We start from the raw sequence: 25661 nt of genomic DNA, 5'->3' as shown, positions 1-25661 counted from the left end.
CTAAATTTGTAAAAACTGCTTAATAATTTCCAACCCTACTTTCCCACTTTTTTCAGGGTGAAATTGGCAACCGTAAATATTTTCATCTTTTATCACAGCACTAATTGCCTGACCATCGTACATTGTATCTGCTAATCGCTTCTTAGGATCACTTGGTACAGCCATGTAGGAATGTACGAAATACACTGATGAATTTACAGGGACATTTTTTAATATTGTGCCTTCCCAATCCTCTCCAAAAGGAGTTGTAACCAACTCATTCCATCCGATATGTGGGATTTTATGCTGTTGACCATCAACTCCATGTATTGGGATGTTAACTACTTCTCCAGCTATTAAATCAAGTCCTTCATGTTCACCAAACTCCATGCTCTTAGTCAACATCAATTGCATACCAAGACAAATTCCCAGAAAAGGTTTTCCACTATGTGCAAATTGCTTTATAGGTTCTATAAAGTTTAAAGTAGTTAGCCCCTTCATCCCATCTTCAAACGCGCCTACTCCTGGTAAAACCAAGCGATCAGCACGCATAATTTCTTCTGGGGTATTTACAAAATTAACTAGGGTATCAAAATACTGAAACGCTCTTGCTACGCTTAATAAATTACCAATACCATAATCTACAATTGAAACTGAACTCATATTGTTCTCACATGAATACCTTTAGCTAATGCATAATTTCGTATCTCTGACAAACTAAGTCGCTTATAATGCAATACATCGGCCATCGCTACTGCATCAGCTTTAGCACCACAAACTACATCAGTTAAATCTTCCAAACATCCCATTCCACCACTTGCAATCACGGGAATTGAAACCGCTTGAGAAACTTGTTTCACTAATTCCAGATCAAAGCCTTTACGAGTGCCTTCCTGATCAATAGAAGTTAAGAGAATTTCACCTGCCCCAAATTCCTCGCCATTTGCAGCCCAATCGACAACATCCATTCCTGTGTGTTCGCGACCATTATCTGTCATTACTTCCCATCTTCCATTTGAAGTTCGCTTAGCTTCGATTGATAAAACCATACACTGCGAGCCAAATCTTCTTGCTATATCAGATATAAGAGTGGGATTTTTAGTTGCAGCTGTATTAACTGCCACTTTATCAGCACCACAGCGCAATAATTGCTTTACGTCATCAACACTCCGAATACCTCCTCCAACGGTGATGGGTATAAATACATTTTCAGCGGTCTTTTTTACAATTTCAGATAAATTATTACGCCCATACAACGAAGCAACCGTATCCATGTATATTAATTCATCAGCACCTTGTGCATAATATGCCATAGCATATTCATTAGGATTTCCTACAACCCTCAGACCCTCCAAATGTACCCCTTTAATCAGATTAGGACCTTTGATATCGAGTCTTGCAATTAAACGGACATTACCCATTAAACCGTCTCCAGATAATCTCTAGTTTGTTTCGCGTGATTAGTAACTTGATGTCTCAATATCCATTGATCACCCTCCTTTTTCCATAAATGAGGTGATCTGAAAGTGTCCGCCAAAGCCATGAAGTATGCTCTGTCCATAATCGGTTGCTCAAACATTTTAGAAGCAATTGGAAACTCTTTAGGATCCATACTTAAGTATTTAAAGATTTCTTCAGCAAAACGCTCAGGAAACTCTTGATCAAAACGTTTTACCAAGGCAACACCTTCTTCACGGGTAATATCCCCTGAACGTATTTCCTGAGATGCATCGTATGTTGCTCTGCCTATACCAAATTTGGTTAACGTAGTGTAATAATGAAAATCATCAATTTTATCATCAATGCTATTGTATTTACTGTAGGTTCCAGGGGTTCGCTCTGGAGACGCTTCAAATCCACCGTGCTCTACCGAATAATAATAGCAACTTTGTGGATGCCACTTCAGATAATAGCCTAAATAATGCACTTCCACTTGTTGATCTTCAATATGTTGTGGGTCTGCTGGAAGATAGGCATCCAAATCATTATCATTTAAGCCGAAATCACTTTTTAACTCTTGAACAGAGGTACCACCTAAAAAGATTTTACTTTTATCCTCTGCAGTAAAATATTTCCAGTCTCTTTTAGCAGATTCAGTATCACCTATCGGATTACCATACTCCGCTTCATTTTCTCCATAAACTACCAATTTGATTTTATGCAATAAAGCCATTTTGGGAGCATAGGCTTTTTGACCTATCATAAAAGGCTGAAAGGGATGGAACAAATTTTCAACCGCAAGTCTTGTCAATAATCTATGGACTCGACCATTAGGAGTAAACAGGAAATTATCAAATCCGGCATGTATCCAGGATTGAAAATTCCTCCACCCCCAAGGGGTATACATATGCGGAGCCCAAGTAACAGTTAAGGGGGTCATCCCATATTTATACTTTAATACATGGGCAGCATAAAAACTATCTTTTCCACCAGAGCCAGGAACAACACAATCATAGGAACCATCTTTGCTTCTGTAACGATCACAAAGCTCCCTCAATTGCCTATCTCGCTCTTCCCAATCAATAGTTGATTTTTTGCGTTCTGCCACACGGCAGGCATCACAAATACCATGCTCATCGAAATGTATAGTGTGTTTTTTTGACTCTTTCTTATGTTCATACTCAACAGCGGAATTAGGCCTTTGATTTGAAATAACACAACTTCTGCAAAATTCTACATTATTGGGCAACCCATATTTTGTTTGAAGCTTTTCATCTGGAAGTTGAAAACTTGATAAATCAATGGACTTTGGTGAATAAATTTTGCTCATATCAATTCCTATCCCGACTTTATATATTTTTATAAAAACGGCAGTATACAATAAAAATTACAGGTATTAAACAAATCCTATTTTCACTGTGTGAAGTCCGTTAAAAACAAAAGATTTCTCAAAATCAATAGTCGCCAATCGCCGCCTTTAAGGATATACTTGAGAAATCGTATTAAACAGGAATTTTGCATGTCCTTGCGGGCCATGTATAACCAAATCGCTGAAAATTACGCGACAGCTAATCGTTTTGGTTCAATTAGCGAAAGTCATCACGTTGCCATTGAACAGATGAGGAAATTTCATTTGGGGTTAAAACCTCATTATAAAATCCTTGATCTGGGAGTTGGTAATGGATCGTTTCTGCAAAAATTACACCAATTAATGCCAAAAGCCGATTTCACGGGGATTGATGTTTCATCAGAAATGTTGAAACGAGCGAGTGAAGCATTGCCTCTAACAACTATTGAAGGGAGCGCTGCGGAAGCCAATAAGTTTTTGCCCGCACATAGCCAGGATTTGGTTCTGGCTCATTTTATTAATGCCTACATCCCTATTAATGTCCTCTTTGATGAGGCGAAATATTTAACACGAGCCAACGGTCACTTTTCTTTAATCACAACTACGTATGACTCTTTTCCTGTAGCCCAACAACAGTTGGCTAAATTTATTGCTCAGGATACTATATTAAGCAGGGTTGTTGGGCATTATTATAAATCCATAGTCAAAAATACAACCGTTGCTGCAAATCGTGAAGAGCTCTTGCTGGCCTTCAAGCAAAATCAATTTAATATCCTTGATCATCAACGCATTGAAATACCCATTACTCTTAATAATATTGATGAATTGGCACTGTTTGGTATCGAGGGCACCTGGTTTCTTAATACTTTATCGATACGTATGCTACCAAAATATTTTTTAATTCAACGCCTTAAACGACTTTTCAGTAGGATATTTACTTTTCCTTACCATGACACTCATATTATTGATGTAGTTCTTGCCAAGAAATGATAACCTTGAAGACTGATGTATCGATGCATTTTTGCAGTCATCATCTCAAGCACTCCAGGGTATCGGGGACAAACATCAGAAAAAATGTCATTCTGAGCAAAGTGAAGGATCACACTCTGAACGATGTCATCCTGAATGAAGTGAAGGATCTCACCACGAATCAGGAGATCTCTCGCTAACGCTCGAGATGACAAGAAAATTTATATCTTGATATTAGGAATGAGGTGTGAAATTGATTTCTCAAGTAGTTAAAAATTATCTTCCAGAACTAAGTCTTCGCCAGAAACAAACCAATAATATTATTTTTATTACTTTTTGGAGCCAATTTTCTGTTTATGCCCTAAATACGGTTCTGGTTTTATTTTTAACTCGTCCTTTAATAGCTCAGGGACTAGGCTACAGCCAAGCCAAAGCCTATGCTTTTATCGGTGTCACCCAAGCGACAGGATACTTAATGCCTATTTTGGGTGGCTACATGGCAGATAACATCGTTGGCGTCAGAAGATCTATTCTCTTGGGTAGTATCATGCTGGCATGTGCTTATTTATTAGTCATGTTAAGTGGATACACTATCAGCTCCCTTGGGGATCAATTATTTATTATTGCCTTTGCCTTTATTCCAGCAACTAACTCCTTGTTAATGGGAACAGCATCAAGCATGGTTTCTCACATTTATTCCGATGATGCCATTAAAGCCAAATCGGCCATGACTTATTATTATATGGCCATTAATGTTGGTGCATTACTAGCCACTATGATCGCACCCGTGTTATTGGAAAGTCGTTATGGTCCACTTTCTGTGCTTACCTTAACTTTTATTGGTAAATCGATTGCTGCCTTGAATTTTGCAAAACGTTACTCGATATATGACAGTGTGATTTGGGGTAAGGATAAATCCCAATTTTCTAATCAAGGCCTATTGCGCTTGATAGCTTATATTGCAGCCATCTACTCTCTTACCTTATATGCCTATACCCATGTTTATATAGCCAGTACATTAATAGGTGCAGGATGCGCGTTAGGAATTCTTTGGTTTTTAATCAAAACCATTATGCTTAAAGGAGAAATTCGTAATAAACAAATGATAGCTGTATTACTGATAATCGAAGCGATAGTATTCTTCATTATATATAACCAAATGAATAGTACCTTGGTTTTATTTGCAGAAAGCAACTCCGATTTAAGTCTTCTTTGGTTTAAAATTTCTGCAGCTCAATATCAGATGCTTAATCCCTTGCTCATTTTACTGATTGGCAGTCAGCTTCCCCGTTTTTATAGATTTTTTTCTAGCTTCACTATTCCCTATCAATTTTCTGCAGGCACCATGCTTTCCGGCATTGCCCTGCTGGTTATGGCCTTTGCAGCTCAAAACGCTACGAATGGATTAGTTAATGGCAATTATATTGCTTTGACTTATATTTTAATTTCAATTGCTGAATTGTGGGTCAGTGCCATTGGTCTTAGCATGATTGGATTATATTGTGATGGACGTGCTATAGCCTTTGCCATGGGAGTATGGTACTTGGCCAGCTCCATGTCCAATGCCATTTCAGGACGAATAGCGGGTTGGGTTGCCATACCGGAAAATATTAATTCTGCTATTGAGAGTTTACCCTATTATAAAAATTATTATTTGATTATGGGTATTAGTGCTTTAGGGATTGGCCTGCTGATGTATTTTGTAGCTTATTATTTACATAAAATCATGAAAAGACGAGGTATTGAGTTAGCGTAACGTAAAAGTTGAGGGCGAACTTTGTTGCATTCGTGTATGCTTCGAGACGGTGCTTCGCACCTCCTCAGCATGAACGGATCGATAAAATATCTAATTTATTCAATTAATTATGGATAATTGGAAGAGGGTTCACATAAAAACCCAAGGGCGAATTACATAAATTGGATTTCTCATCAGGCCGTTCATGCTGAGGAGGTGCAAAGCACCGTCTCGAAGCATACGTAACATTAAGTATAGGAAGTTGGCCAAATGTTTTGGGTTTATATTCTTCAATGCAGTGATAAAAGTTATTATACAGGTCAAACGGATAATCTGGAAAAACGCCTTGCGCAACATCAAGATAAAATGATTCCTGGTTGTTATACAAGCACAAGATTACCGATTCAATTAAAATACAGTCAAGAATTCATATCTCGTGAAGAAGCCTTGATTGCTGAAAGACAAATCAAAGGATGGAGTCGGAGAAAGAAAGAGGCTTTAATAAATGGGGATTGGCAAGCATTATCAGATTACTCAAAACGTAAAAGTTAAGAGTGTATCGTGTTACATTTGACTGTGCTTCGAGACGGTGCTTCGCACCTCCTCAGCATGAACGGTTTAACGGTTTAATAGAATATCTAATTTATTCGATTAAGAGGAAAAATTATTTATGCCAATTGGAAAAATATAAACAGGACAATGTGCTAACATCAAACATCAAGTCCTAAATTATCCCTCTTGAAAACTCGGTCAGCCCTATAGCTTGATCGAACCAAGGGACCTGAAGCCACTTCAAAAAAATCTTTTTTCAAACCTATTTGTCTTAGTTCAGCAAAAGTTTCAGGAGTTACATAACGTGCTATAGGTAAATGATTTTTAGTGGGTTGTAGATATTGTCCCAGAGTTAAAATATCCACATGATGGGCACGCAGATCATCCATCGTTTGCACAATTTCCTCATCGGTTTCACCTAATCCCAGCATTAAGCTGGTTTTGGTCAAAACATCGGGTCGATATTTTTTTGCAAAAGCAAGAACATTCAAGGTTTGCTGATAACCCGCACGGTTATCTCTTACCGGGTGAGTCAAGCGCTCAACAGTTTCTACGTTTTGCGCAAAAACATCGACACCGCTATCCAGCAAGACAGCAACGTCCCTCTCATTACCTTGAAAATCTGGTGTTAAAGCCTCTACTTTAGTTCGAGGTGAACGCTTTTTAATCGCTCTAATGGTTTGTGCGTAATGATTCGCTCCTCCATCCGGTAAATCATCCCGATTAACGGAAGTTAAAACCACATAATCCAGATTCATTAATGCAACAGTATTAGCGGTATTTTCCGGCTCTTCTGCATCAAGCCAACCATGAGGATTTCCTGTATCTACAGAACAAAATCGACAAGCACGTGTGCATACTGATCCCATTAACATAATGGTTGCTGTACCATGAGACCAGCATTCAGAAATATTCGGACATTTTGCTTCTTCGCAAACTGTTGCCAAACGATGCTTTTGAACCTGTTCTTTAACTTGGTGATAAGCAGGAGTTGTATGGTTGACGATACGTAACCACTTTGGTTTTGGGATTCGTTCATGACTTTGGCCAGAGGACTTTACGCCATCTTTGATAGCCGTAACACCCTGTGATGTCTTGTATTTTTGCCCACTTTCCACTACCACGGGAATATCAATCAGTTTGCTCATGGCACCACCTGAAATAAATAATTTACGATGATCCCAAATCATAAGCACAAGATCAAGTTCATTTACAAACGATATCAGTCTAGAGTCTTATCCTTCAAACCGTATACTCTAAAATATTTGGAATATATTCCACTATAACACTTCAACCCTGTTTCTCCCCGCATTTTTAGCTTTATACATAGCATTATCTGCGCGCATAAATAAGGATTCAATGTCATCACTTTCAATAACAGTGGTTAACCCAAAAGAAACGGTAACATCTACTTTTTTGTCACGATAATAAAACAAACAATCTTCCACTAATTTACGTAATTTCTCCAAAACTCTGAATGCTTCCTTACTGTTAGTTTGTTCAAAGATAAATACAAACTCTTCCCCTCCAATTCGGGCTATAAAATCAACGGTCCTGGTTGACGATTTAAAAATCATAGCCACCTTTTTAAGAACTTTATCTCCTGCAAGATGACCAAAATTATCATTAATACGCTTAAAATGATCGATATCACATACAGCGAGGGATAATACTTTTGAACTTCGTTTCCAGCGCTGCAATGAATCCAAAATATGCTCATCATACGATTCGCGATTAGGCAAACCAGTTAAACTGTCATGGTTGATTCTATATTTCTGAAAAGAAAGCAAATTCTTTATTTCATCAGCATTTTGTTCGGATTCCTGCAATCTTGCCTGCAACTCAGTCACTTGCTTTTCATACTCTTCCTCTCGGATTTTTTCATTGTGGCGATATTCCTTTAACCTATCACCAATCATTTTTATATTTTGACTGACCTTGGAGGATAACTCCTCAATTGTTTTAGAACTGTCAAGATGGTTCTTAATCTGATCAAGATTGTCTTGGATTCCTGATTCTAACTGACGACTGTCTTCAGAAGCCTTTTTACGAGAATCACAGGATGCTCTTAAATAGAGATCGAAATCGTTTAACTGATTGGTCAACTGTTGAAGAAATCCTTTGAATCTGTTCTGTTCAACATTAAATGCATCAACTACCAACTCCGTTAAACTGTCAATAACTTTAGTAAGTTCTTCATCAGTTAGGCCATGTTCTAAATTAACTTGTATGTTTACTCTCTTGGAATCCAAATCCTGAGGAATAGATAAATGATTAAGTAATTGCTGCAAGCTGTCATTTACTTTTAAGCTAATCTCATTTTGAACGGTTTTTTTGGAACCATTTGCCGTTGCTGTTTGTGGTAACTCTTCCAGATCTTTAATAATTGAAGAAACACATTGCGTTAAAACTTGATTAAAATGGATCAGGATCGCATGACTTTCCATCTCGGTATCCAGCATTTTTTGTAATTTGGTAACAGCCCTTTTATCTTGAGATTTATTAGCAATACGACTAATAGATTCAGTCCCTTGTCTAATTAGTCCATTAACCAGGCGTGAATTTTCTGCCTTTTTCTTTTGCATCCTGGAAAGCATTTCTGCTAAACGCTTCACCTTTTTTTCTATCACGACAGGATCAAACTCAGTATCTAGATAATTTCTTAATTGTGAAAGACGATCATCCAATTCATAGTTGATTCCAATAGGATTGATTATCAATTGATTAATGACACTTCTCAGTGTATTAATTTGGTTTTGCATTTTGTCGCATTTGTGTTCATATTGACTGATTGTGTTAACAATCTTTTTCTTTAATTCGTGATCTATCATTTAAGGATTCCCTTCCAGTTCATTAGACTTCTTTCTAAATTCTACTGCAGTGGGAAATTGCTTCGTCGATACAGTGCTCAAATTCTCATATACTAAGGTGTACACTCCAGTTCCGTGCTCCGTTTCTAATCGCACTTTCCCACATCAGCAAGTTTGGAAAGCAGTCTATTTTTTTTGCCTATTTTTAACTACTTCAAGCAAAATTTTTGCATGTGATCCATCACAAAAAGGTGGATTTTTGGTTTGTTTGCAATTACAAAAATAAACCTCCTCTGTTAAGTCCGCTATAAAAGAAACTGCTTTCTCACCACAGTTCTCTTTATCACAGAACGGTTGCGTTTCGCTTTTACCACAACCACACCACTTGTAGCTCCTTCCTTCTACAACATCCACAGCAATTGGAAATAAATGCTTAAATTCTGAATTATCATCCATGGTCAGTATTTCTCCATAAGCTATAGACTTATGCGACACCCAATTTATGTTAATTGTATGCCAAAAATATAAAGATAATCAGAGTTTACAATTTATTTTTAATCCTTTTAAATTTCAACTATTTCTGGATTTATTAAACCAGGTTAATAACAAACCCGAAATACTTAAAAGGACAATTAAAAATAATGATAATGCCAGGTTAGATAATGCATATGGATAAATTATTAACAAGAATGCAATAGCTAAAATATATAACAACCCGATAGTAGCTAATTTTGGCTTAAATTTTTCGAAAAAATGAACCTTGATTAAAACCAAATACAATCCCATCAGAATAATTAAAGGTAAGACGTACATCATCTGATAAATAAATTGATATAGTCCGGCTCGAACTCCTGATATGTTTTGGTTATGTACCCATTGTTCAAAAACATAGGACCAATTCATCAAACAGGTTTGTTGAAACAGTTGAACCATAAGTGCTAATAAACAAGCCAACACGATAGATAAATGCTGAACGGAGCGTTTTCTATGGTATTGGCCAGTAAAATAAAAGGCAAACAAACCTATCAATGCTGCTGGAACACGTAACCATGGGAGCAATTCAAAAAATACATTTGGATAGACCTGTTGGAAATAATGAACAACCCCAACCGTTAAAATAAATATTAAGCCTGTAATTAATTGAAGCTTTCTCCTGTCCAGCATAAATAAAAAAGCGAAAAATGCTGCTATGGTAAAGAAAGCGCATGGGCTAACTGCATCGATTAAAGCCACAACAAAAATAAAAGTATTTGCAGTCGGAGCCCCAGTTATACTGGAGTCAAATAAATTCGCATTTCCCCATCGGTTTAGCACACTCTCTGTGGCAGAGGTTAATTTTCCATTTTTCTCAATTTCCTGTTTACAGTATTTAATGCCATTTAACAGATCTTTCCCAGTTGTCTTTGCAGTAGCAAATCCAACCCAACGTGAATTACAAAAAAATATGGAAGGTACTGCAAAATCATATCGATTAAGTTCTGTTAATAAATTACTAAAACGCTCTAAAGCCTTTTTATCTTTATCAATGGTATAACGCTCCACATGCAGCCACGGATAATCTGTTTCGATTTCCTTGAAAAATTCATCCGCCTTATGGCAATGTGGGCAAGTCGAAGAAAGGTATAATTCCACATTAATAACAACCCCTTTGCCTTTTTCTTCTGAGTACCAGGGAGATGAAGATTGAATTGCCCATAACTGGCTACTGAGCAAAAGAAAAACAAGTGTCCATCGAAAGATTAGCTTCATAGTTTCAGGCATTATTTATAGTAAATGATTACTATAGCACTGTGTTTCGATTAGATAAAATAGTCCTGCCACGATAACAGGGCAAAATCATATTTTGCCTACAATATAAACAAAACGATGTCATCCTTAGCGAAGGAAGGATCTACTGAAGATAATATTCCAATGTTCAAGTGAGGGGAGTTTCTTCGTTTCGCTCAGGATAACGATTACTAGAGCAAAATAAAGGCATTAAATTAACTCAAAATGGTATGATCTTGCCCTGGTCAGGGTAAAAGCTTAATTTAATATCTCACACATAAGGTTGTCATTCAGAACTCTTCTTTAGTTAAGGAAAGAGCTAGAGAACCATATGATTTAATTTGACTGAAACAGATCAAATATATTGATATATACACAATTTCCACGTCCCTAGGTATAGGCATTTTAGAGTATATTATAAAATGAAATGTCAAAGAGACTTTAATTAATCCTTAAAATAAAATCTTATGACTCATTATTTAAATAGAAGAGTTTATCGATTACGTATGAATATAGTTTTCTAAATGCTCAATAACCCTCATTTTATCTTCCAAGATATGATACAACACATCCCCAATTGACAATATTGCTAATAATTCACCCTCTTCTTGTATTAACACATGCCTTCTTTTGGTTTCTGTTATGACTTGCATGGCTTTTTCTACAGAATCATGTGGACTTAAAATCGAAACATCCGTATAAACAACATCAAGTACTTTTGCAGTTTCCAAATTAAGCTCTTGATGAAAATAGCAACGAAGTATATCTCTTTCACTCACTATACCAATCAAGTTACTATCATTATCAAAAACAACTAAAGCACCAATATCCTTTTCTACCATCAGTTTAATACATTTTTTTACACTATCTTCCGGATGAATATAAGCAATTTTCCTTGGAGGGACTGGTAATATACTATGAATTAAGTGAGCCATTTCACTCTCCCTGAGAAAAACTAAATTAATAACTCGCTGTATAAATATAGCACAAAACAAGGGCTGTTAAGTCCAATTGATGAAATAAGGAAGCTTTTTTTCTAAGAGAATTGACAAGGAACAGAAGGAGTGGAACATGATTAGACTTCTTTCCAAACTCTATTGAGGTGGGAAAGAAGTCTATTGCTGGGTCTAACGACTACCCAACAATCGTAAGTATGAATTAATTCACAACACGCCAGGACCCGTCAGCCTGACGACAGGCTTTACCATAAATTTGCTGGGTTTTACCACCAATCATAGCTTTTGTGATGTATTCTCGACAAGGTTGCTGAGCTTGATAGTAAGTTCGTGTTGGTTGTACGGTATAACGATAACCTGTGTCTGGATTTGACCATGCCACAGCCTTACCAGTTGGAGCTGTTTCCAAGGCTCGCTGCATTTCAAGCCTGTCTACTTTGTCCATAGTCTTTCCAATTTGACCACCCAGGAAAGCCCCTAATAATGCACCAGCCCCAGCAGCTGCAACCTTACCTGAACCACCACCAAACTGGCTACCAAGCAATCCGCCTACTACACCACCAGTAATTGTACCCACGCCTTCCTTATTCATCGGAGCGCAGCCAACTAACATAAATGATAAAGATAACGATGCAACAGTTAATTTTTTCATTACAGTTCACCTGATTAAAGAGTTACAAAATCGGTTGCCATTCTATCATCACGAACAGTTATTATCCATAGTTTATTTATAGCGCACTCGTTCAGAAATTTGACACAACAATTCATATCCTATCGTCCCCGCTGATTTGGCGATACGCTCCACTAAAATATGAGTTCCCCAAAGTTCAACGGGATCCCCAATTTCAACATCGGTATGATTGGTCAAATCAATAGCCAGCATATCCATAGAGACTCTACCCACAATAAAAACTTCTCTTCCTCTTACCCAAACAGGGGTATTCTCGGAAATATGTCTTGGATACCCATCACCATAACCTGCCGCAACAATCCCGATTCGCGTGGGTTTATCGCTTTTCCAGGTTCCACTATAACCTACTTGAGCTAAAGAAGGATTCTCATGAATCGCGCTAATTGCAGAAATAAAGCGCATAACAGGAATCAAGCCTAAGTCTCTGGCTGTTTGATTGGCAAAAGGAGAAACACCATACAACATAATTCCCGGCCTCACGACATCGGCTTGCGAGTCAGGAAAAGAAATGATTGCAGCAGAATTAGCAATACTACGTTGGCTAAATCCAGGGATAGATATCTCCTGAAACAAAGAGATCTGTTGTTGATTTTCAGGTCTATGGGATTCATCAGCACAGGCTAAATGGGTCATTAACCCTATCTCTTTATCCACCCAAAAACAGGCCTGTAATGCCTTCATCACTTTTTGCAATTCATGAATTTTAAATCCAAGCCTGTGCATGCCAGTATTGACCTTAACCCATATTTTTAATGGCTTAGGTAGTGAGGTATTGATTAGCCATTGTACTTGCTGTGGGTGATGGAGAACGCAGGCGAATTCATTCTCAGCTGCTACCAACAACTCATCAGAACTAAATACCCCCTGAAAAAGAATACACTGGGTTTCAACCCCTAAAGCTCGAATAGCAAGCGCTTCCTCAAGACAAGCCACACCAAAAGCGTCAATACGCCCATCAAGAACAGGGGCAACTTCCTTTACCCCACAACCATAGGCATTCGCTTTAACCATAGCGATAATTTTCTTGCCTGGAGCCAAATGTTTTATTTGTGATAAATTATGCAATAAAGCACTAGGCTCTATTACCAAACGTGTAGGTCTTGACACCCTATTCTACCCCTTGATAACCATTAAATGCCAAATCTTCAAATCGCGTGTATTTACCCAAAAAGGCCACTCTGACTTTGCCTATAGGTCCATTTCTTTGTTTGGCAACAATGATTTCAGCAGTACCTTTATCAGGACTGTCTTCATTATATACTTCATCTCTATAAATAAAACAGATTAAGTCAGCATCTTGCTCAATTGCTCCTGACTCTCTTAAATCGGACATGACTGGTCTTTTATCTGCTCGCTGCTCTAAACTTCGGTTCAGCTGGGATAAGGCAATCACTGGAACTTGCAGCTCCTTTGCCAGAGATTTTAAACTACGGGAGATTTCGGAAATTTCAGCTGTTCTGTTGTCAGCATTAAAACCAGGTACTTTCATCAATTGCAAATAATCCACAACAATAAGTCCCAATGAGCCTTGCTCTTTTGCTAAACGCCGAGATCGAGCTCTCATTTCCCCAGGACTTAAAGCAGGAGTATCATCTATAAATAAAGGAGCTTCAGAAAGCATATGTACTGCCGACGTCACACGAGGCCAATCATTGTCATCCAATTTACCAGTACGAATCCGATGCTGATCGATACGTCCCAGGGAAGACATCATTCGCATTGCCAAGGAATCAGCTGGCATTTCCATAGAGAAAACCAATACGGGCTTACTGGCCTTTATTGCGGCATGTTCAGCCATATTCATTACTAAAGTTGTCTTTCCCATTGAAGGCCGACCAGCAACAATAATCAAGTCAGAAGGTTGCAAACCTGAGGTCATTTCATCCAAATCAGATAAGCCTGTGGCAAGACCTGTAATGGCATCACCATTATGATAAAGGGCGTCAATTTTTTCTACTGCCCGAACCAGGATCGATTTAATATTCTCCGGGCCACCATCACCTGCTGTCTGTTCCCCGATAGCAAAGACTTTTGTTTCTGCCATATCTAATAATTCAGGTACTTCTCTTCCCGCAGGATTATAGGCAGAATCGGCAATTTCCGTTGCTACGGCTATAAGTTGTCTTTGTACTGATTTTTCTCGAACAATATCAGCATAGGCCGTCACATTAGCCACGCTTGGAGTATTATTAGCCAATTCAAATAAATAGGCTTCTCCACCAGCATCATCCAGCTCATTATGAGATTTCAAAGCATCAAGAAGAGTTACCACATCAAAAGGCTGATCTTTTTTAGCTAAAGCAGAGATGGCTCTATAGAGAATTCTATGTTCTGTACGATAAAAATCGGCTTCACATAGTTTATTACTTACCTTATCCCAAACCTGGTTGTCCAACATTAAACCACCAATGATGGATTGCTCAGCCTCAACCGAATGCGGGGGACGTTTTAGTGGATCAACTGTTTTTTTGGGTATTTGCAAATCAAGCATGGTAATAACAATTTATTAGGGAATTAGTGAATAGATAATCTATTTAAAAATATTCTTAATTCAAACTCAAATTATAATAACACCAAAAGCAAAATGCAGGTTAGTGTTTAACTCTGGTTAACGGAGAGTTTAGCACTAACCTACACTCATATGTTAAAAAATCTTAAAAACGACTTTTATCGAATCCAGGTTTGAGTACGTCCCAGAGCAGATATTCCAACATATCCTCTTACATAAAGCTTATTACCTTCCAGTGTCATTTTGGCTTTATAAATTTTTCCTGTTTTAGGATCAAGGATAGAGCCGCCACTCCAAACCCCGTTGCCTTCGTCTTTCAATCCCCAAACAAAAGTCATACCTTGGATTTTTTTATCTTTAAATGCGCCAGGACATTTAGAGCAAATTCCGGTATCGCCGGGTTGAGGATATACTTTAACGATAGTGCCACTTAAAGTACCATTTGAAACATGAAGATTAACTACTGCCCTTTTAGCTCCTGTTTTATCATCAATAGTTGTCCAGGTACCTGCAGGAGACTGTGATGCTGCAAAGGCTAATGGTAAATAACATACAGCAATTACAAAACTACACAACACTTTCCATAATTTCATAACCGATCTCCGTAATTGAATCAATAAGCCTTTGCATAATTGATAGATATTTCTGGAACTAACGTAACTTACACAAAAGCTTAATAAAGCATAAGCTATGATAAACAACTTTGCTACTGAAATCTTTAATAAATGTATGGCGGATGTTAGGCCGCATTATCCGCTCCCTTACGGTCGCTGCTCGGTTTGATTCATAATCTGAGCCGCGACCGCCCGGTTTGAACCATAATCTGAGCCGCGACCGTAAGGGAGCGGATAAGAAGCTCTATCCACAGTTATTTTTATTCATAAAGGCATAAAAAATTGATTCAAATCGTCTTCACTCAAACTCATTGATTTAGAAGCATCGGCAGACAAGATTCCATCGACTAACTGCCTTTTCTTCTCTTGCATCCCAAGAATTGCTTCCTCTACAGTTCCTGATGTAATCAATTTATAAACAAAAACAGGGTTTTCCTGTCCTATTCGATGTGTTCGATCGGTAGCCTGATCTTCAACAGCAGGGTTCCACCAGGGATCATAATGAATTACTGTATCCGCTCGGGTTAAATTAAGCCCTGTACCACCAGCTTTCAAACTAATTAAAAATATTGGTGTATTACCTTGTTGAAATCGCTCTACCAAAGCCTGCCTGTTTTGCGTTTGTCCAGTCAATTTTAAATAATCATATTGCTTTGCGATTAATAGTTCTTCAATTAACTTCAGCATGGAAGTAAATTGTGAAAACACCAATACCCGTCTTCCTTCTTCGACTAAATTATCAAGTAACTCCATTAAAGCATCGAGCTTGCATGATGTGCCATGAGCAATAGCTGCTTCAGACATTGATAACAATCTTGGGTCACAACACACTTGGCGTAATTTCAGTAATGCATCAAGTAATAATATATGGCTTTTTCCTAAGCCTTGTTTTGCAATAGCATCTCTGACTTTCTTCTCCATACTCATGCGGATTGCTTCATACAAATCTCGTTGTGCACCCACTAATTCTATAGTTCGAGTCATCTCCGTTTTGGGTGGTAACTCATTGGCTACTTGATTTTTGGTTCGACGTAACAAGAAAGGCTGTACTCTTCTTGCTAGCAAATCTCTTCTTTCCATATCCGCATATTTTTCTATAGGTGTTCTGAACCAAAGTCTAAATTGCTTTGCATCGCCTAAGAGTCCTGGCATTAAAAAATGAAATAAAGACCACAATTCTCCTAAATTATTCTCTAAAGGAGTTCCAGTAAGACATAAACGATGTAAAGCCTTTAATTGCTGAATGACTTGAGTAGTTTTTGTCCGGGCGTTTTTAATAAATTGCGCTTCATCCAAAATAAGATAATAAAATGGGTAACCAACAAATTTCTCTTTATCCCGGTGGATTAATCCGTAAGTAGAAATAACCAAATCATAGTCATCAAAATTGTCCTGATGCCTATCAATACCGTGATAGACTAATACCCTTATATCGGGTGTAAATCGCTTGGCTTCTGCCAGCCAATTACCAACAAGACTGGTAGGAGCTATTATCAAACTGGCTTTATTTAGCCTTGATTGCTCCTTTTCATATTGTAAGTGAGCAAGCGTCTGTACCGTTTTACCTAGTCCCATATCATCCGCCAACACACCATTAAATCGACTGACACGCAAAAACTGTAACCAGTTTAATCCGTAATGTTGGTAATCTCTTAAATGAGCTTTTAAACCAGATGGAGCTATTATTTCTGGTAAATCGGTTAATTTGACTAATTTCCTTAACTCTTCTCTTAACGACTCTGCCCCTCGCCAACGCGATTTAGTGGCAGCGATAGCTAACTCCGCTTCCTGCATTAATATGAATTGGTATTTATCAATCTGCAATTGTTGGTTTTGATCAATTTGTCGCAAGCCAAACTGTAATAATAAACGTACCAAGGGTTTAATTCGCCCCATTTGCAATTGCAATAAACGACCATCCTGCAATGGAAGTTTCACTAATTGATTATCAGGCAAATTATCTAAGTCATCTCCTCCATAGCGTTGAATTAAGTCAGCAACCAGAGGCACAATACTCACTGGCCTGCCCTCAACCAGAATACCCAGTTGATAAGAAAAAAAATCGGTCGTACTTTCCTGTAAGTCGGAATACCATTCCACTTCATCAGCGGAAACAACCTCTTGATAAAATGGGCTTGCAAACTCCACACGCCATCCCTGACTCTTTAAATACGGTAGTGCTTGGTGGTAAATACTTTCCAAATCAGAAACTGTCTCCACATTTTTTAAAACAAAGATGGAGTGTTCAGGCAAATCCCAATTATATTTTTCCCACTGATGAAACACTCCCAAATCAATGGAATTTTTCAACTCTTCAATTTTCAACTCTTCAAATTTTTGATCACGTTGATATTCAATTAAGACTCCTTCTTTCAAAGAAACCACTTTGTCACATTCTTCTTCAAATGGTATGAGCAGTCCTTCGTAATCAAAAATAATTTTTGCAATATAAAGTGGTGCATTTTCTTCTTTATCATAAATCCAGCTGTCCTCATCCGGTTTATTTACTGTATCTAAAATCAGCACGGGAACAGGCTTTACTTGTCTCGTTTCCTTTTTATTAAATACATTTGGCATGGGAAATTCAGGACAATTTTTGGCCATTTTTTTAGCCAATAACTCAGATTGATCAAGGGGAATGGGAGGAGCATCTAACAAATGGCGTAATTGTTTCACTGGATATGGAGAATCCAAGTGCCCCATTACTGAATTTGTAATATCAAAATACCAACTGTCATCCAATAATAATGGCTCGATATCTTGATTATCATGTCTCAATTTTAAAATCTGATTGCCATTCCAGGATAAAATCCACTGGCATTTACCTGTCAATCTGGCTCCTTTCTGAATAGGGGTATCCTCATTTTCAATAAAAAATGCTCTTCCAGTTGAAATGATCCTGTCAAGAAGCTCACTATTCCGAATCGTAAGATTGTCAAACCAGCCAGATACATTACATTTAAATAACAACTGCGCCACTATGTCATTATCATCGCCTATAAAATGTTGTTTTTTTGAATTCGCCAAAGTATTGAAAATTATTTTTTTTCCATAACCGCCTCTTTTTAACAACTTGGCCAATGCTAATTTGATGCTTACCTTGTGTTCGTAACCCCCGAGTTTTAAATCAACTAAATAAGTTAGATGATGTGTGGCCTCTTGCTTTTTTATTTCTGAGGCTTCCTGGGCACGCAAATTTTTTAACCAGGTATCTAATTTTCTATCTAACTTATTAGATGTATGTGACTGCAAACTAATTTTTTCTCTATCACGTAGGGCGAAAAGACAAGCTGCTGCATGTTTACAATTATATTGATAATGACATGTACATCGAGATGGTTTCGTTGGCCATGATTTTAAGTCCATATGCACATCATAAATTTGGCTCGAACTACCTTTCACTCTCCCTTTGATAAGCCCTTCACTTAATCGAATATTGAGTACCTGACCTTTTTGAAAATACTCTTCCCCCCGAAGCAATATTTTAGCTTCAAAAGCCTCTGGCATTGTTGATATTGCTTCATTTAACATACTTTGGATTTATCTAGGAAAAATCGTATATTGTAGTCACTTTTTAAGCTTATTGACAATTATAGAATATCAATATTGTCATGATTGGCTGATTTTTTCTGCGAAATTGGTTTCATTTATCCACTCCATTTCGGTCGCGGATCGGGTTCCAGCTCAAATCGAACCACTTAGGATTATGGCATAAACCGAGCCGCGACCGTAAGGGAGCGGACAAAATGCAAATCCCTTTCGTTCAACGCTAACTGACTGCAAAAAATAAAAAATTGTTAAATTAACACGAATGACATCACCTCAAGTTGTAGCAATATCAATGTCCCCTAAGCTACAATTTCAATATACCAATTATTTAACAGACTTTCATGAATGCACCCTTGACAGTACTTATGGCTCAAATCAATCCTACGGTAGGAGCTATTGAAGCGAACGCCAATAAAATTATCGAAATAATCAAAACCCACCAAGCGAATCATGATGTCATTATTTTTCCAGAATTGGCTCTATCCGGTTATCCAGCAGAGGATCTTCTCTTTCGTAAGGAATATCATGATAAAATAATGCAATATCTCAAGAATATTCAGGATACCATCAAAGATTGTTATGCTGTCGTTGGACATCCAATGATGCATAAAGAAAACTGCTACAATAGTTTCAGCATTTTTCATCAAAGGCAAAAGATTAGAGAATATCATAAGCAAAAACTCCCCAACTATGGAGTCTTTGATGAAGCCAGATATTTTACACCTGGTATAAAAGATCCTTGTGTATTATCAATTAAAAATCATAAATTGGGGATCTGCCTATGCGAAGATCTGTGGCAAAAAGGTCCTGTCGACGATTTGATTAAAAGTGGTATTTCTGTTTTAGTAAGCTTGAATGCCTCTCCTTTTGATTATCGTAAGTACCAGTTCAGAGAAGAACTTTTAAAATCCTATGCTCAACAAGGAGTTTCAAGCATTTACGTCAATCAAATAGGTGGGCAGGACGAATTGCTTTTTGATGGACAATCTTTCGCTATGGATAATCAAGGCACCATCTGTGCCCTTGCTCCAGCCTTCGAAGAGAATTTATGTACTGTTCATATAGATAATACCAGGGTAAAAGGGCCAATCACCCCATACCTGGACAAAGAGGCCCTAATTTATAAAGCATTGGTTTGTGGCACCAGAGATTATGTCAGAAAAAACAATTTTCCTGGTGTATTGCTCGGTCTTTCGGGAGGTGTTGATTCCGCCTTAACATTGGCAATAGCTGTAGATGCCCTGGGAGCAGAACAAGTTCATGCGGTCTTGATGCCTTCTCAATATACCGCTTCCATCAGCAATGAAGACGCTTTAGAGCAATTGATGACACTTAAGGTGGCTTATTCTATTCTACCAATTGAGCCGGTGTTTCTATCCATGATGGAAACACTCCATCCTGTTTTTAAAGATTTACCTGCTGATATCACCGAAGAAAATATTCAAGCAAGAATACGTGGCATGTTGCTTATGGCTTTATCTAATAAAACTGGGAAAATGGTGCTTACCACCAGTAACAAGAGTGAGACTGCTGTTGGTTATGCTACTTTATACGGCGATATGGCTGGTGGATTCGCCGTATTAAAAGATGTGCTCAAAACTCAGGTGTATGAATTAGTAAAGTATAGAAACCAAACTTCACCTGTCATACCTGAGCGCGTCATTACCAGACCTCCTTCCGCTGAATTGAGACCAGACCAGACTGACCAGGATAGTTTACCGGAATATAATATACTTGATGCCATTATCATGGCTTACATGGAACAGAATTTAAGTCCCACTGAAATTATCGCGAAGGGATTCGAACCCCAAGTGGTCAATAAAGTCATTCAATTAATTAAACGTAACGAGTATAAGAGACGCCAGGCTGCTCCAGGGATAAAAATCAGCAACCTGGCTTTTGGTAAAGATTGGCGATATCCTATAACCAATGGTTATAATTAACCTGGGTTCAATCTAAAAGCCATTCGATGGCTTTTAGATCACTAAACAGATGTTATAGATCCATTACTCAGTTTTGATTGTTGGCCTTCTTGTTGCTCTATGTCTTTAGCCCGGTTACTAAACAGGGTAGAAAGATTTTCATATTTTTTTAGATTAAGTTTTTCTGGATTTTTTGATCCAATCTTTTCTTCCTGTATTTTACTTAGCTTACCACCCAAACAACGCTCAATATCCCCAAATAAACGCAAATCCAATTTTTTCACAGTTGTAGTTTTGATTGTGCTACTAACAGGAGGTATTTTCGATTTTGGCCCAGCAGCTAAACATTCTTGCAATTGAGCTTTAAATTCCTTCATATCCTCCTTGACATCAATGGACTTGATAGTATTTACATTCAATAAATAAGTCTTAAGTTGAGGAATATGTTCTTCCTTTAACGGATGACTTTGATCATTTAACCATTTTTTCATTGATGAATAGGATTCTAATGAAATTTCATGTGCGGAACCTAATGTATTTATCCACCAGAGCGAATACTCATTAGGTTTACCGCGCAAAACAAAAGTAGCGGAAGTACCATTTTCTTTTAACATATCATTAGTCAGATCAACTTGAGACCTCGGATCTTTCGGATTGATCAGTAGTTGAACTCGTCCTAAAAGTGTCTCTCTGGCTTTTACACATTCTTGTTTAAGCTGCTTCAAATGCAAAACACTTAGATTATCAATATCCTTGATTTTTCCATCTATTAGAATTTGAATTAACTCTTCCCCGGGCTCCAGAGCATACACTTTCCCTGTTGCATCTATCCAGGAAAGCTTCCAAATATCATTTATAAAAATCAAACAAAATTGGATAACACTCTTATTTTCTTTTGCTGATTTTTTAGCTGATTCCAAATTATTAGCAATCGAAACATTATCGACAAATTTCTGAGCACTTTGATGGGTCTGTAACAATTCTCGCTTTCGATCTTCTATTAATTTTTGATTGACTCGGAATTGCGACATAAACTCATCAATTCTTTTATTTATTTTTTCTCTGAGCTTTAAAATAATTGGATGCACTAATTCGCTTTCCAAGGGTTGATACCCAGGTACTAATTTTATCAATTCATCAAATAAATAATAATTAAATGAACCATGGTTCCACTCACCTTTCCCGACCAATAACTTAAATTCTTGTAATCGGGTATAGGAGTCGGGGTCTGCCTCAATGCCCACAATAGCAGAATCGATCTCTTGCCCACGAGTGCGGGTAAATTTATAAATCCAACCCTTGATCCAGGAATCGATAGGTTTCTTGTAACGTTCCTTTGCTGCGTCGATAGCACTAATTAATTGCTTACATCCCTCTTCGGACTCATCAGCAATTCGATTCAATAATTTTTCAGCAAATTCGTTTAAATTGTCTACTATATCCAGTAATCTCTTTCCATCCTTTGAGGGCATATAACACTCCTTGTTCCTAGTCCAAATTTCATCTTACCCTAATGAGATTTTTATACAAGTAACAAAATCCTTGAACTAACTGAGATTTAAAATTTAAATTGCGCAATAAAGCACAATAGAAAACTTGCAAATTTAAGGCAAACCGCTAACATGAATCAGTTAAAAATAATAATAATAAAAAAAGGGATGTCATGAGAATTACATTACTTACTACAGCTTTATTAGCTACTGGTGTTGCTTCTGCTGCAGTACCTGTAGACGGGTGGTATACCAGCGTCTTTGGAGGTTATACTTATATACCCCCTAATATATACAATTTTGCTTATGGGGTATTCCGCGATGAAGTAGGATACAATAACGGCTATAACGCCGGGGGACGAGTAGGCTACCAAAGCAACCCCATCCGTTATGAAGTAGAATACACTTACCTGAGAGCTGAAACGAAGCATTTTAACCTTAATTTTATTACGCAGCTTGGTGTTACAGGCTTTACAGCCGCCAATCTTATCATGGCCAATATATATTATGACTGCCCAGAAATGTTACCCGCCATTTCACCATTTATTGGTTTGGGTATTGGATATGCCAACCTTAAAGCAGAACTTGACAGCATAGGTCCATTTTTCCCTTCCTTCTTTAGCACCACGGATAGCGCTTTTGCCTACCAGGGGACTGTTGGCTTGACTTACAATTTTTCAGAAAATTATGCTGCAAACCTGGCTTACCGCTATGTTGCAACGGATAATTCAAGTAATTTTGGAAAAGTATACCAGGCTCATATGGCCAGCGTGGGGGCTATCTATCGTTTTGATCAAGGAAATTATAAGTAAGGATGCGTGATGAAGCAGTTAATTCAACTCTCGGTACTATCCAGTCTGCTATTAAGCAGTTCAACTTTTGCTTTCAACCAGCCTCAGGGTTTTTATGTTGGAATATTAGGTGAAGTCAGTCATGGACCTTCTGGTGAAGATATCATGTTTACTTATGAAGATAATAATATATATACGGGAAGCATCAAATATAGCTCAATTTCTGGAGGGGGAGGTGCTGTTTTAGGTTATAAAATAAGTCACTACCGTATTGAAGGTGAAATACTCTATAACCGAATATCAACTGGTCCTTTAACTATAAGCTCATGTACTCTGCAAAGTCCCAATGTTCTAACACCAACTGGATTTTGCCCTCCTGGAGCCCCCCCTGGGGGATATGACAATTTTCAGGTGAATGGAACAGGTTATGATGGGAGTAGCGCGGCTCTCTATGGCCTGCTCAACCTGTACTATGATTTTTTTAGTTCGGTACAGGAAAGTACTTATGTCCCTTATATTGGTTTAGGGGCAGGGCAAGTGCGCATCCAAAACAGAAGTAATTTTGTAAAAACAGTATTAGGCCGTCTACCACCCTCTTTTGGAGCTAGTGATACTAAAGTTACTGGAGCTGGGCAAGGCATTATAGGTGTAGGCTATCTGATGGACGATTTCGCCTGGCTTGCCATGGACTTCCGCTTTCTCACGACCAATAGTATGTCTGACTTCAATAACAAACGATATACTCTCAGTACGTTCAATGTCGGTATCAACTTTACCTTTGACAAATCAACTTGATGCTCGTCTGTGGCCTTGTGGTTCCTGCCACAAGGTTACAAACAAAACCATCACCATAGGACCTAAAAACAAACCTAATAAACCCAAGGTCTCAACACCGCCTAAAATACCGAACAGCACGGCCAGAAAAGGCAATTGTATGGCTCCACCTATTAGCACCGGCTTTACAAAATGATCAGCAACGAACATAACCAGTGTTCCCCAAACCAGCACGATAATGCCACCGACCAAGCTGCCGACTGAAAGTAAGATCAAAGCTACAATAACGAAAACCACTGGAACGACAAAAGGGATCATGGCGGCTAATGCTGTAATAAATCCAGTTAATGTAGGCGCTGGGAAACCAACCAGGGCATAACAAACCCCCATTAATACACCGACCCCTATACCAACCACGATCGTTCCATTTACAGTACCTCGTAGTGCACTGGGAAGCCTATCGGAATAGCGGAACCATCTGTCCCCTAGACAATATTCCCCTACGTGCTGAATTTGTAATAGCAATTTATCCCCGTCGCGATAGAAGAAAAAGAGAGTCAACAAGGTGAATCCTACTTGAAAACTACGATGAGCCAGATTGACTCCAATTTGTTTAATGTAATAACTGGTTGGGGTTAAAGTTAAATGCAAATTGGATAAGAACTCTTTGATATTTCCTGGCTTACCAATCTTTTCATCCCAATATTGAATTAAATCACTTCCCACCAATGGAATATTTTTAAAAAATTCAGGGGCGGCACCTCCCTCTTTATTAATATGTTGCAAAAAATTAATAAATAATTGAGATTCTTTAATCAGAATCCCTATCAGCCAACTCAAAGGAATAAGAAAAAGCAAACCCATCAATGTAGTAAATAAAAAAGCAGATACATTGTGTTTTTTGCCAAATAATTTACGCCATCTCGCATACAAAGGATACGTTGCTATCACAATAATAGCAGCCCAAATCATGGAAGGGATGAATTTATGAATGATATACAGTGAGAAAATAATAATACCAACTGTTAGCCCTATACTAATCAGTTCTTTATGATTCTCATTCATCAAGTGAGGCTCCAGGCTAAAATTTGCATAATACACCAGGCAGGTACAGCAGCTAAAACATCATCAAGCATGATCCCCAATCCTCCATGCACCCGTTGATCTATCATACGTATTGGCTGTGGTTTCCAAATGTCAAAAATGCGAAATAAAATAAAACCGGTTAACATCCATGAGAGTCCTTTGGGGGCTAAGAACATAGTCAATAAATAGCCAACGACTTCATCCCACACAATTCCCTTGTAATCATGCACACCCAGATCGCTTGACACTTTATCACTTACCCAGACTCCTAGCACAAAGGCCAAAATAGCCCATAATAAATAAACGCTCCAGTGCGCGTCTATCATTAATAAATAAAGTGGAATTGCCGCCAAAGTTCCCCAAGTGCCTGGAGCAATTGGCATCAAACCACTTCCAAAACCAAAAGCGATGAAGTAAATAGGGTCCTGCCATACTCGATTTGCTAAATTCACTTGGTTCATACTCGCCCCCTATTCTAACTGCCGCTATCACACTATTCCCAAATTTTGCTGTTATACTGTCATCCCGAGTGTTAACGAGGGATCTCCAAAATAGCCTCGCGGTAACTCATGGAGGTCTCTCGCTAACACTCGGGATGGCAGACTTGAGGATTCCAGTTAAAAATGTCGTAGAAACCTCTCATGAGCAAACGTCAACATACCAACATCTCGTCAGCATT

The 25661-nt window shown here is 38.0% G+C and carries 22 protein-coding genes; 6 read left to right on the top strand and 16 right to left on the bottom strand.

All coding sequences use genetic code 11. The features are described from left to right. The 3 genes from hisH to ACZ5EK_RS03890 are packed head-to-tail and all read right to left on the bottom strand — an operon-like array spanning window position 1 to window position 2749. The gene (gene hisH, locus ACZ5EK_RS03900) at window positions 1-642 is read right to left on the bottom strand and encodes an imidazole glycerol phosphate synthase subunit HisH (protein ID WP_464431494.1); all 642 of its coding nucleotides are present in this window, start codon (window positions 640-642) and stop codon (window positions 1-3) included. Next, on the bottom strand, window positions 639-1400 hold the full coding sequence (wbuZ, locus tag ACZ5EK_RS03895) for a glycosyl amidation-associated protein WbuZ (RefSeq protein ID WP_464431493.1): 762 nt from the start codon (window positions 1398-1400) through the stop codon (window positions 639-641). The genes hisH and wbuZ overlap by 4 nt, the downstream gene beginning before the upstream one ends. Further along, entirely contained in the window at window positions 1400-2749 is a 1350-nt protein-coding gene (locus ACZ5EK_RS03890; protein WP_464431492.1) for an N-acetyl sugar amidotransferase, read from the bottom strand. The genes wbuZ and ACZ5EK_RS03890 overlap by 1 nt, the downstream gene beginning before the upstream one ends. A 189-nt stretch (window positions 2750-2938) precedes the next feature. On the opposite strand from ACZ5EK_RS03890, the gene ACZ5EK_RS03885 reads away from it, so the two are divergent. The 3 genes from ACZ5EK_RS03885 to ACZ5EK_RS03875 all read left to right on the top strand — a co-directional run bounded on the left by ACZ5EK_RS03885 (window position 2939) and on the right by ACZ5EK_RS03875 (window position 6023). Beyond that, entirely contained in the window at window positions 2939-3757 is an 819-nt protein-coding gene (locus tag ACZ5EK_RS03885; protein ID WP_464426655.1) for a methyltransferase domain-containing protein, read from the top strand. Window positions 3758-3983: 226 nt separating this feature from the next. Further along, on the top strand, window positions 3984-5492 hold the full coding sequence (locus ACZ5EK_RS03880) for a peptide MFS transporter (RefSeq protein WP_464431491.1): 1509 nt from the start codon (window positions 3984-3986) through the stop codon (window positions 5490-5492). 249 nt (window positions 5493-5741) lie between these two features. Further along, a complete protein-coding gene (locus ACZ5EK_RS03875; RefSeq protein ID WP_464431490.1) occupies window positions 5742-6023 on the top strand; it encodes a GIY-YIG nuclease family protein in 282 nt (93 codons plus the stop codon). 158 nt (window positions 6024-6181) lie between these two features. On the opposite strand, the gene lipA is transcribed toward ACZ5EK_RS03875, so the two are convergent. The 10 genes from lipA to ACZ5EK_RS03825 form a co-directional block, all read right to left on the bottom strand. Then, the gene (gene lipA, locus ACZ5EK_RS03870) at window positions 6182-7171 is read right to left on the bottom strand and encodes a lipoyl synthase (protein WP_464431489.1); all 990 of its coding nucleotides are present in this window, start codon (window positions 7169-7171) and stop codon (window positions 6182-6184) included. Window positions 7172-7303: 132 nt separating this feature from the next. Then, a complete protein-coding gene (locus ACZ5EK_RS03865; protein WP_464431488.1) occupies window positions 7304-8854 on the bottom strand; it encodes a GGDEF domain-containing protein in 1551 nt (516 codons plus the stop codon). 165 nt (window positions 8855-9019) lie between these two features. After that, window positions 9020-9289: a CDGSH iron-sulfur domain-containing protein gene (locus tag ACZ5EK_RS03860; RefSeq protein WP_464431487.1), complete on the bottom strand. Its 270-nt coding sequence runs from the start codon at window positions 9287-9289 to the stop codon at window positions 9020-9022. A gap of 114 nt (window positions 9290-9403) precedes the next feature. Then, window positions 9404-10582, bottom strand: coding sequence for a thioredoxin domain-containing protein (locus tag ACZ5EK_RS03855; RefSeq protein ID WP_464431486.1), 1179 nt, complete (start codon window positions 10580-10582; stop codon window positions 9404-9406). A 518-nt stretch (window positions 10583-11100) separates the two neighbouring features. Further along, the gene (locus tag ACZ5EK_RS03850) at window positions 11101-11535 is read right to left on the bottom strand and encodes a CBS domain-containing protein (protein WP_464431485.1); all 435 of its coding nucleotides are present in this window, start codon (window positions 11533-11535) and stop codon (window positions 11101-11103) included. Window positions 11536-11758: 223 nt separating this feature from the next. Further along, on the bottom strand, window positions 11759-12208 hold the full coding sequence (locus ACZ5EK_RS03845) for an RT0821/Lpp0805 family surface protein (RefSeq protein ID WP_464426641.1): 450 nt from the start codon (window positions 12206-12208) through the stop codon (window positions 11759-11761). Window positions 12209-12280: 72 nt separating this feature from the next. Beyond that, complete coding sequence (alr, locus tag ACZ5EK_RS03840; protein ID WP_464431484.1) at window positions 12281-13354, bottom strand: alanine racemase; 1074 nt, start codon at window positions 13352-13354, stop codon at window positions 12281-12283. A gap of 1 nt (window position 13355) precedes the next feature. Then, window positions 13356-14738, bottom strand: a complete 1383-nt coding sequence (dnaB, locus tag ACZ5EK_RS03835) for a replicative DNA helicase (protein ID WP_464431483.1) — start codon at window positions 14736-14738, stop codon at window positions 13356-13358. A 176-nt stretch (window positions 14739-14914) separates the two neighbouring features. Beyond that, complete coding sequence (locus ACZ5EK_RS03830; RefSeq protein ID WP_464431482.1) at window positions 14915-15349, bottom strand: DUF2147 domain-containing protein; 435 nt, start codon at window positions 15347-15349, stop codon at window positions 14915-14917. A gap of 285 nt (window positions 15350-15634) precedes the next feature. Continuing rightward, a complete protein-coding gene (locus ACZ5EK_RS03825; RefSeq protein WP_464431481.1) occupies window positions 15635-18901 on the bottom strand; it encodes a DEAD/DEAH box helicase in 3267 nt (1088 codons plus the stop codon). Window positions 18902-19260: 359 nt separating this feature from the next. On the opposite strand from ACZ5EK_RS03825, the gene ACZ5EK_RS03820 reads away from it, so the two are divergent. Then, window positions 19261-20862 carry an NAD+ synthase gene (locus ACZ5EK_RS03820; RefSeq protein WP_464431480.1) on the top strand — a complete coding sequence of 534 codons (1602 nt, stop codon included), beginning with the start codon at window positions 19261-19263 and terminating at the stop codon, window positions 20860-20862. A gap of 41 nt (window positions 20863-20903) precedes the next feature. On the opposite strand, the gene ACZ5EK_RS03815 is transcribed toward ACZ5EK_RS03820, so the two are convergent. After that, window positions 20904-22313 carry a hypothetical protein gene (locus ACZ5EK_RS03815; protein ID WP_464431479.1) on the bottom strand — a complete coding sequence of 470 codons (1410 nt, stop codon included), beginning with the start codon at window positions 22311-22313 and terminating at the stop codon, window positions 20904-20906. 191 nt (window positions 22314-22504) lie between these two features. Here ACZ5EK_RS03815 and ACZ5EK_RS03810 point away from each other — a divergent pair, with 191 nt between their 5' ends. Then, on the top strand, window positions 22505-23143 hold the full coding sequence (locus ACZ5EK_RS03810) for an outer membrane protein (RefSeq protein ID WP_464431478.1): 639 nt from the start codon (window positions 22505-22507) through the stop codon (window positions 23141-23143). A 9-nt stretch (window positions 23144-23152) separates the two neighbouring features. Then, entirely contained in the window at window positions 23153-23917 is a 765-nt protein-coding gene (locus tag ACZ5EK_RS03805; protein ID WP_464431477.1) for an outer membrane protein, read from the top strand. On the opposite strand, the gene ACZ5EK_RS03800 is transcribed toward ACZ5EK_RS03805, so the two are convergent. Then, complete coding sequence (locus ACZ5EK_RS03800; protein WP_464431476.1) at window positions 23909-24961, bottom strand: AI-2E family transporter; 1053 nt, start codon at window positions 24959-24961, stop codon at window positions 23909-23911. The genes ACZ5EK_RS03805 and ACZ5EK_RS03800 overlap by 9 nt on opposite strands. Then, complete coding sequence (locus tag ACZ5EK_RS03795) at window positions 24961-25443, bottom strand: phosphatidylglycerophosphatase A family protein (RefSeq protein WP_464431475.1); 483 nt, start codon at window positions 25441-25443, stop codon at window positions 24961-24963. The genes ACZ5EK_RS03800 and ACZ5EK_RS03795 overlap by 1 nt, the downstream gene beginning before the upstream one ends. Window positions 25444-25661: the final 218 nt, after the last annotated feature.

The sequence above is a fragment of the Legionella sp. JM-2024 genome (assembly GCF_055389095.1).
Note: the sequence above shows the minus strand (reverse complement) of the source record. Positions and strands in the feature narration are given on the sequence as shown.

Bases quoted from the DNA above. Each gene is read 5' to 3' on its own strand.
- hisH (WP_464431494.1), bottom strand. From the start codon at position 642: ATGAGTTCAGTTTCAATTGTAGATTATGGTATTGGTAATTTATTAAGC.
- wbuZ (WP_464431493.1), bottom strand. From the start codon at position 1,400: ATGGGTAATGTCCGTTTAATTGCAAGACTCGATATCAAAGGTCCTAAT.
- ACZ5EK_RS03890 (WP_464431492.1), bottom strand. From the start codon at position 2,749: ATGAGCAAAATTTATTCACCAAAGTCCATTGATTTATCAAGTTTTCAA.
- ACZ5EK_RS03885 (WP_464426655.1), top strand. From the start codon at position 2,939: ATGTCCTTGCGGGCCATGTATAACCAAATCGCTGAAAATTACGCGACA.
- ACZ5EK_RS03875 (WP_464431490.1), top strand. From the start codon at position 5,742: ATGTTTTGGGTTTATATTCTTCAATGCAGTGATAAAAGTTATTATACA.
- lipA (WP_464431489.1), bottom strand. From the start codon at position 7,171: ATGAGCAAACTGATTGATATTCCCGTGGTAGTGGAAAGTGGGCAAAAA.
- ACZ5EK_RS03865 (WP_464431488.1), bottom strand. From the start codon at position 8,854: ATGATAGATCACGAATTAAAGAAAAAGATTGTTAACACAATCAGTCAA.
- ACZ5EK_RS03860 (WP_464431487.1), bottom strand. From the start codon at position 9,289: ATGGATGATAATTCAGAATTTAAGCATTTATTTCCAATTGCTGTGGAT.
- ACZ5EK_RS03855 (WP_464431486.1), bottom strand. From the start codon at position 10,582: ATGAAGCTAATCTTTCGATGGACACTTGTTTTTCTTTTGCTCAGTAGC.
- ACZ5EK_RS03850 (WP_464431485.1), bottom strand. From the start codon at position 11,535: ATGGCTCACTTAATTCATAGTATATTACCAGTCCCTCCAAGGAAAATT.
- ACZ5EK_RS03845 (WP_464426641.1), bottom strand. From the start codon at position 12,208: ATGAAAAAATTAACTGTTGCATCGTTATCTTTATCATTTATGTTAGTT.
- dnaB (WP_464431483.1), bottom strand. From the start codon at position 14,738: ATGCTTGATTTGCAAATACCCAAAAAAACAGTTGATCCACTAAAACGT.
- ACZ5EK_RS03830 (WP_464431482.1), bottom strand. From the start codon at position 15,349: ATGAAATTATGGAAAGTGTTGTGTAGTTTTGTAATTGCTGTATGTTAT.
- ACZ5EK_RS03825 (WP_464431481.1), bottom strand. From the start codon at position 18,901: ATGTTAAATGAAGCAATATCAACAATGCCAGAGGCTTTTGAAGCTAAA.
- ACZ5EK_RS03820 (WP_464431480.1), top strand. From the start codon at position 19,261: ATGAATGCACCCTTGACAGTACTTATGGCTCAAATCAATCCTACGGTA.
- ACZ5EK_RS03815 (WP_464431479.1), bottom strand. From the start codon at position 22,313: ATGCCCTCAAAGGATGGAAAGAGATTACTGGATATAGTAGACAATTTA.
- ACZ5EK_RS03810 (WP_464431478.1), top strand. From the start codon at position 22,505: ATGAGAATTACATTACTTACTACAGCTTTATTAGCTACTGGTGTTGCT.
- ACZ5EK_RS03805 (WP_464431477.1), top strand. From the start codon at position 23,153: ATGAAGCAGTTAATTCAACTCTCGGTACTATCCAGTCTGCTATTAAGC.
- ACZ5EK_RS03800 (WP_464431476.1), bottom strand. From the start codon at position 24,961: ATGAATGAGAATCATAAAGAACTGATTAGTATAGGGCTAACAGTTGGT.
- ACZ5EK_RS03795 (WP_464431475.1), bottom strand. From the start codon at position 25,443: ATGAACCAAGTGAATTTAGCAAATCGAGTATGGCAGGACCCTATTTAC.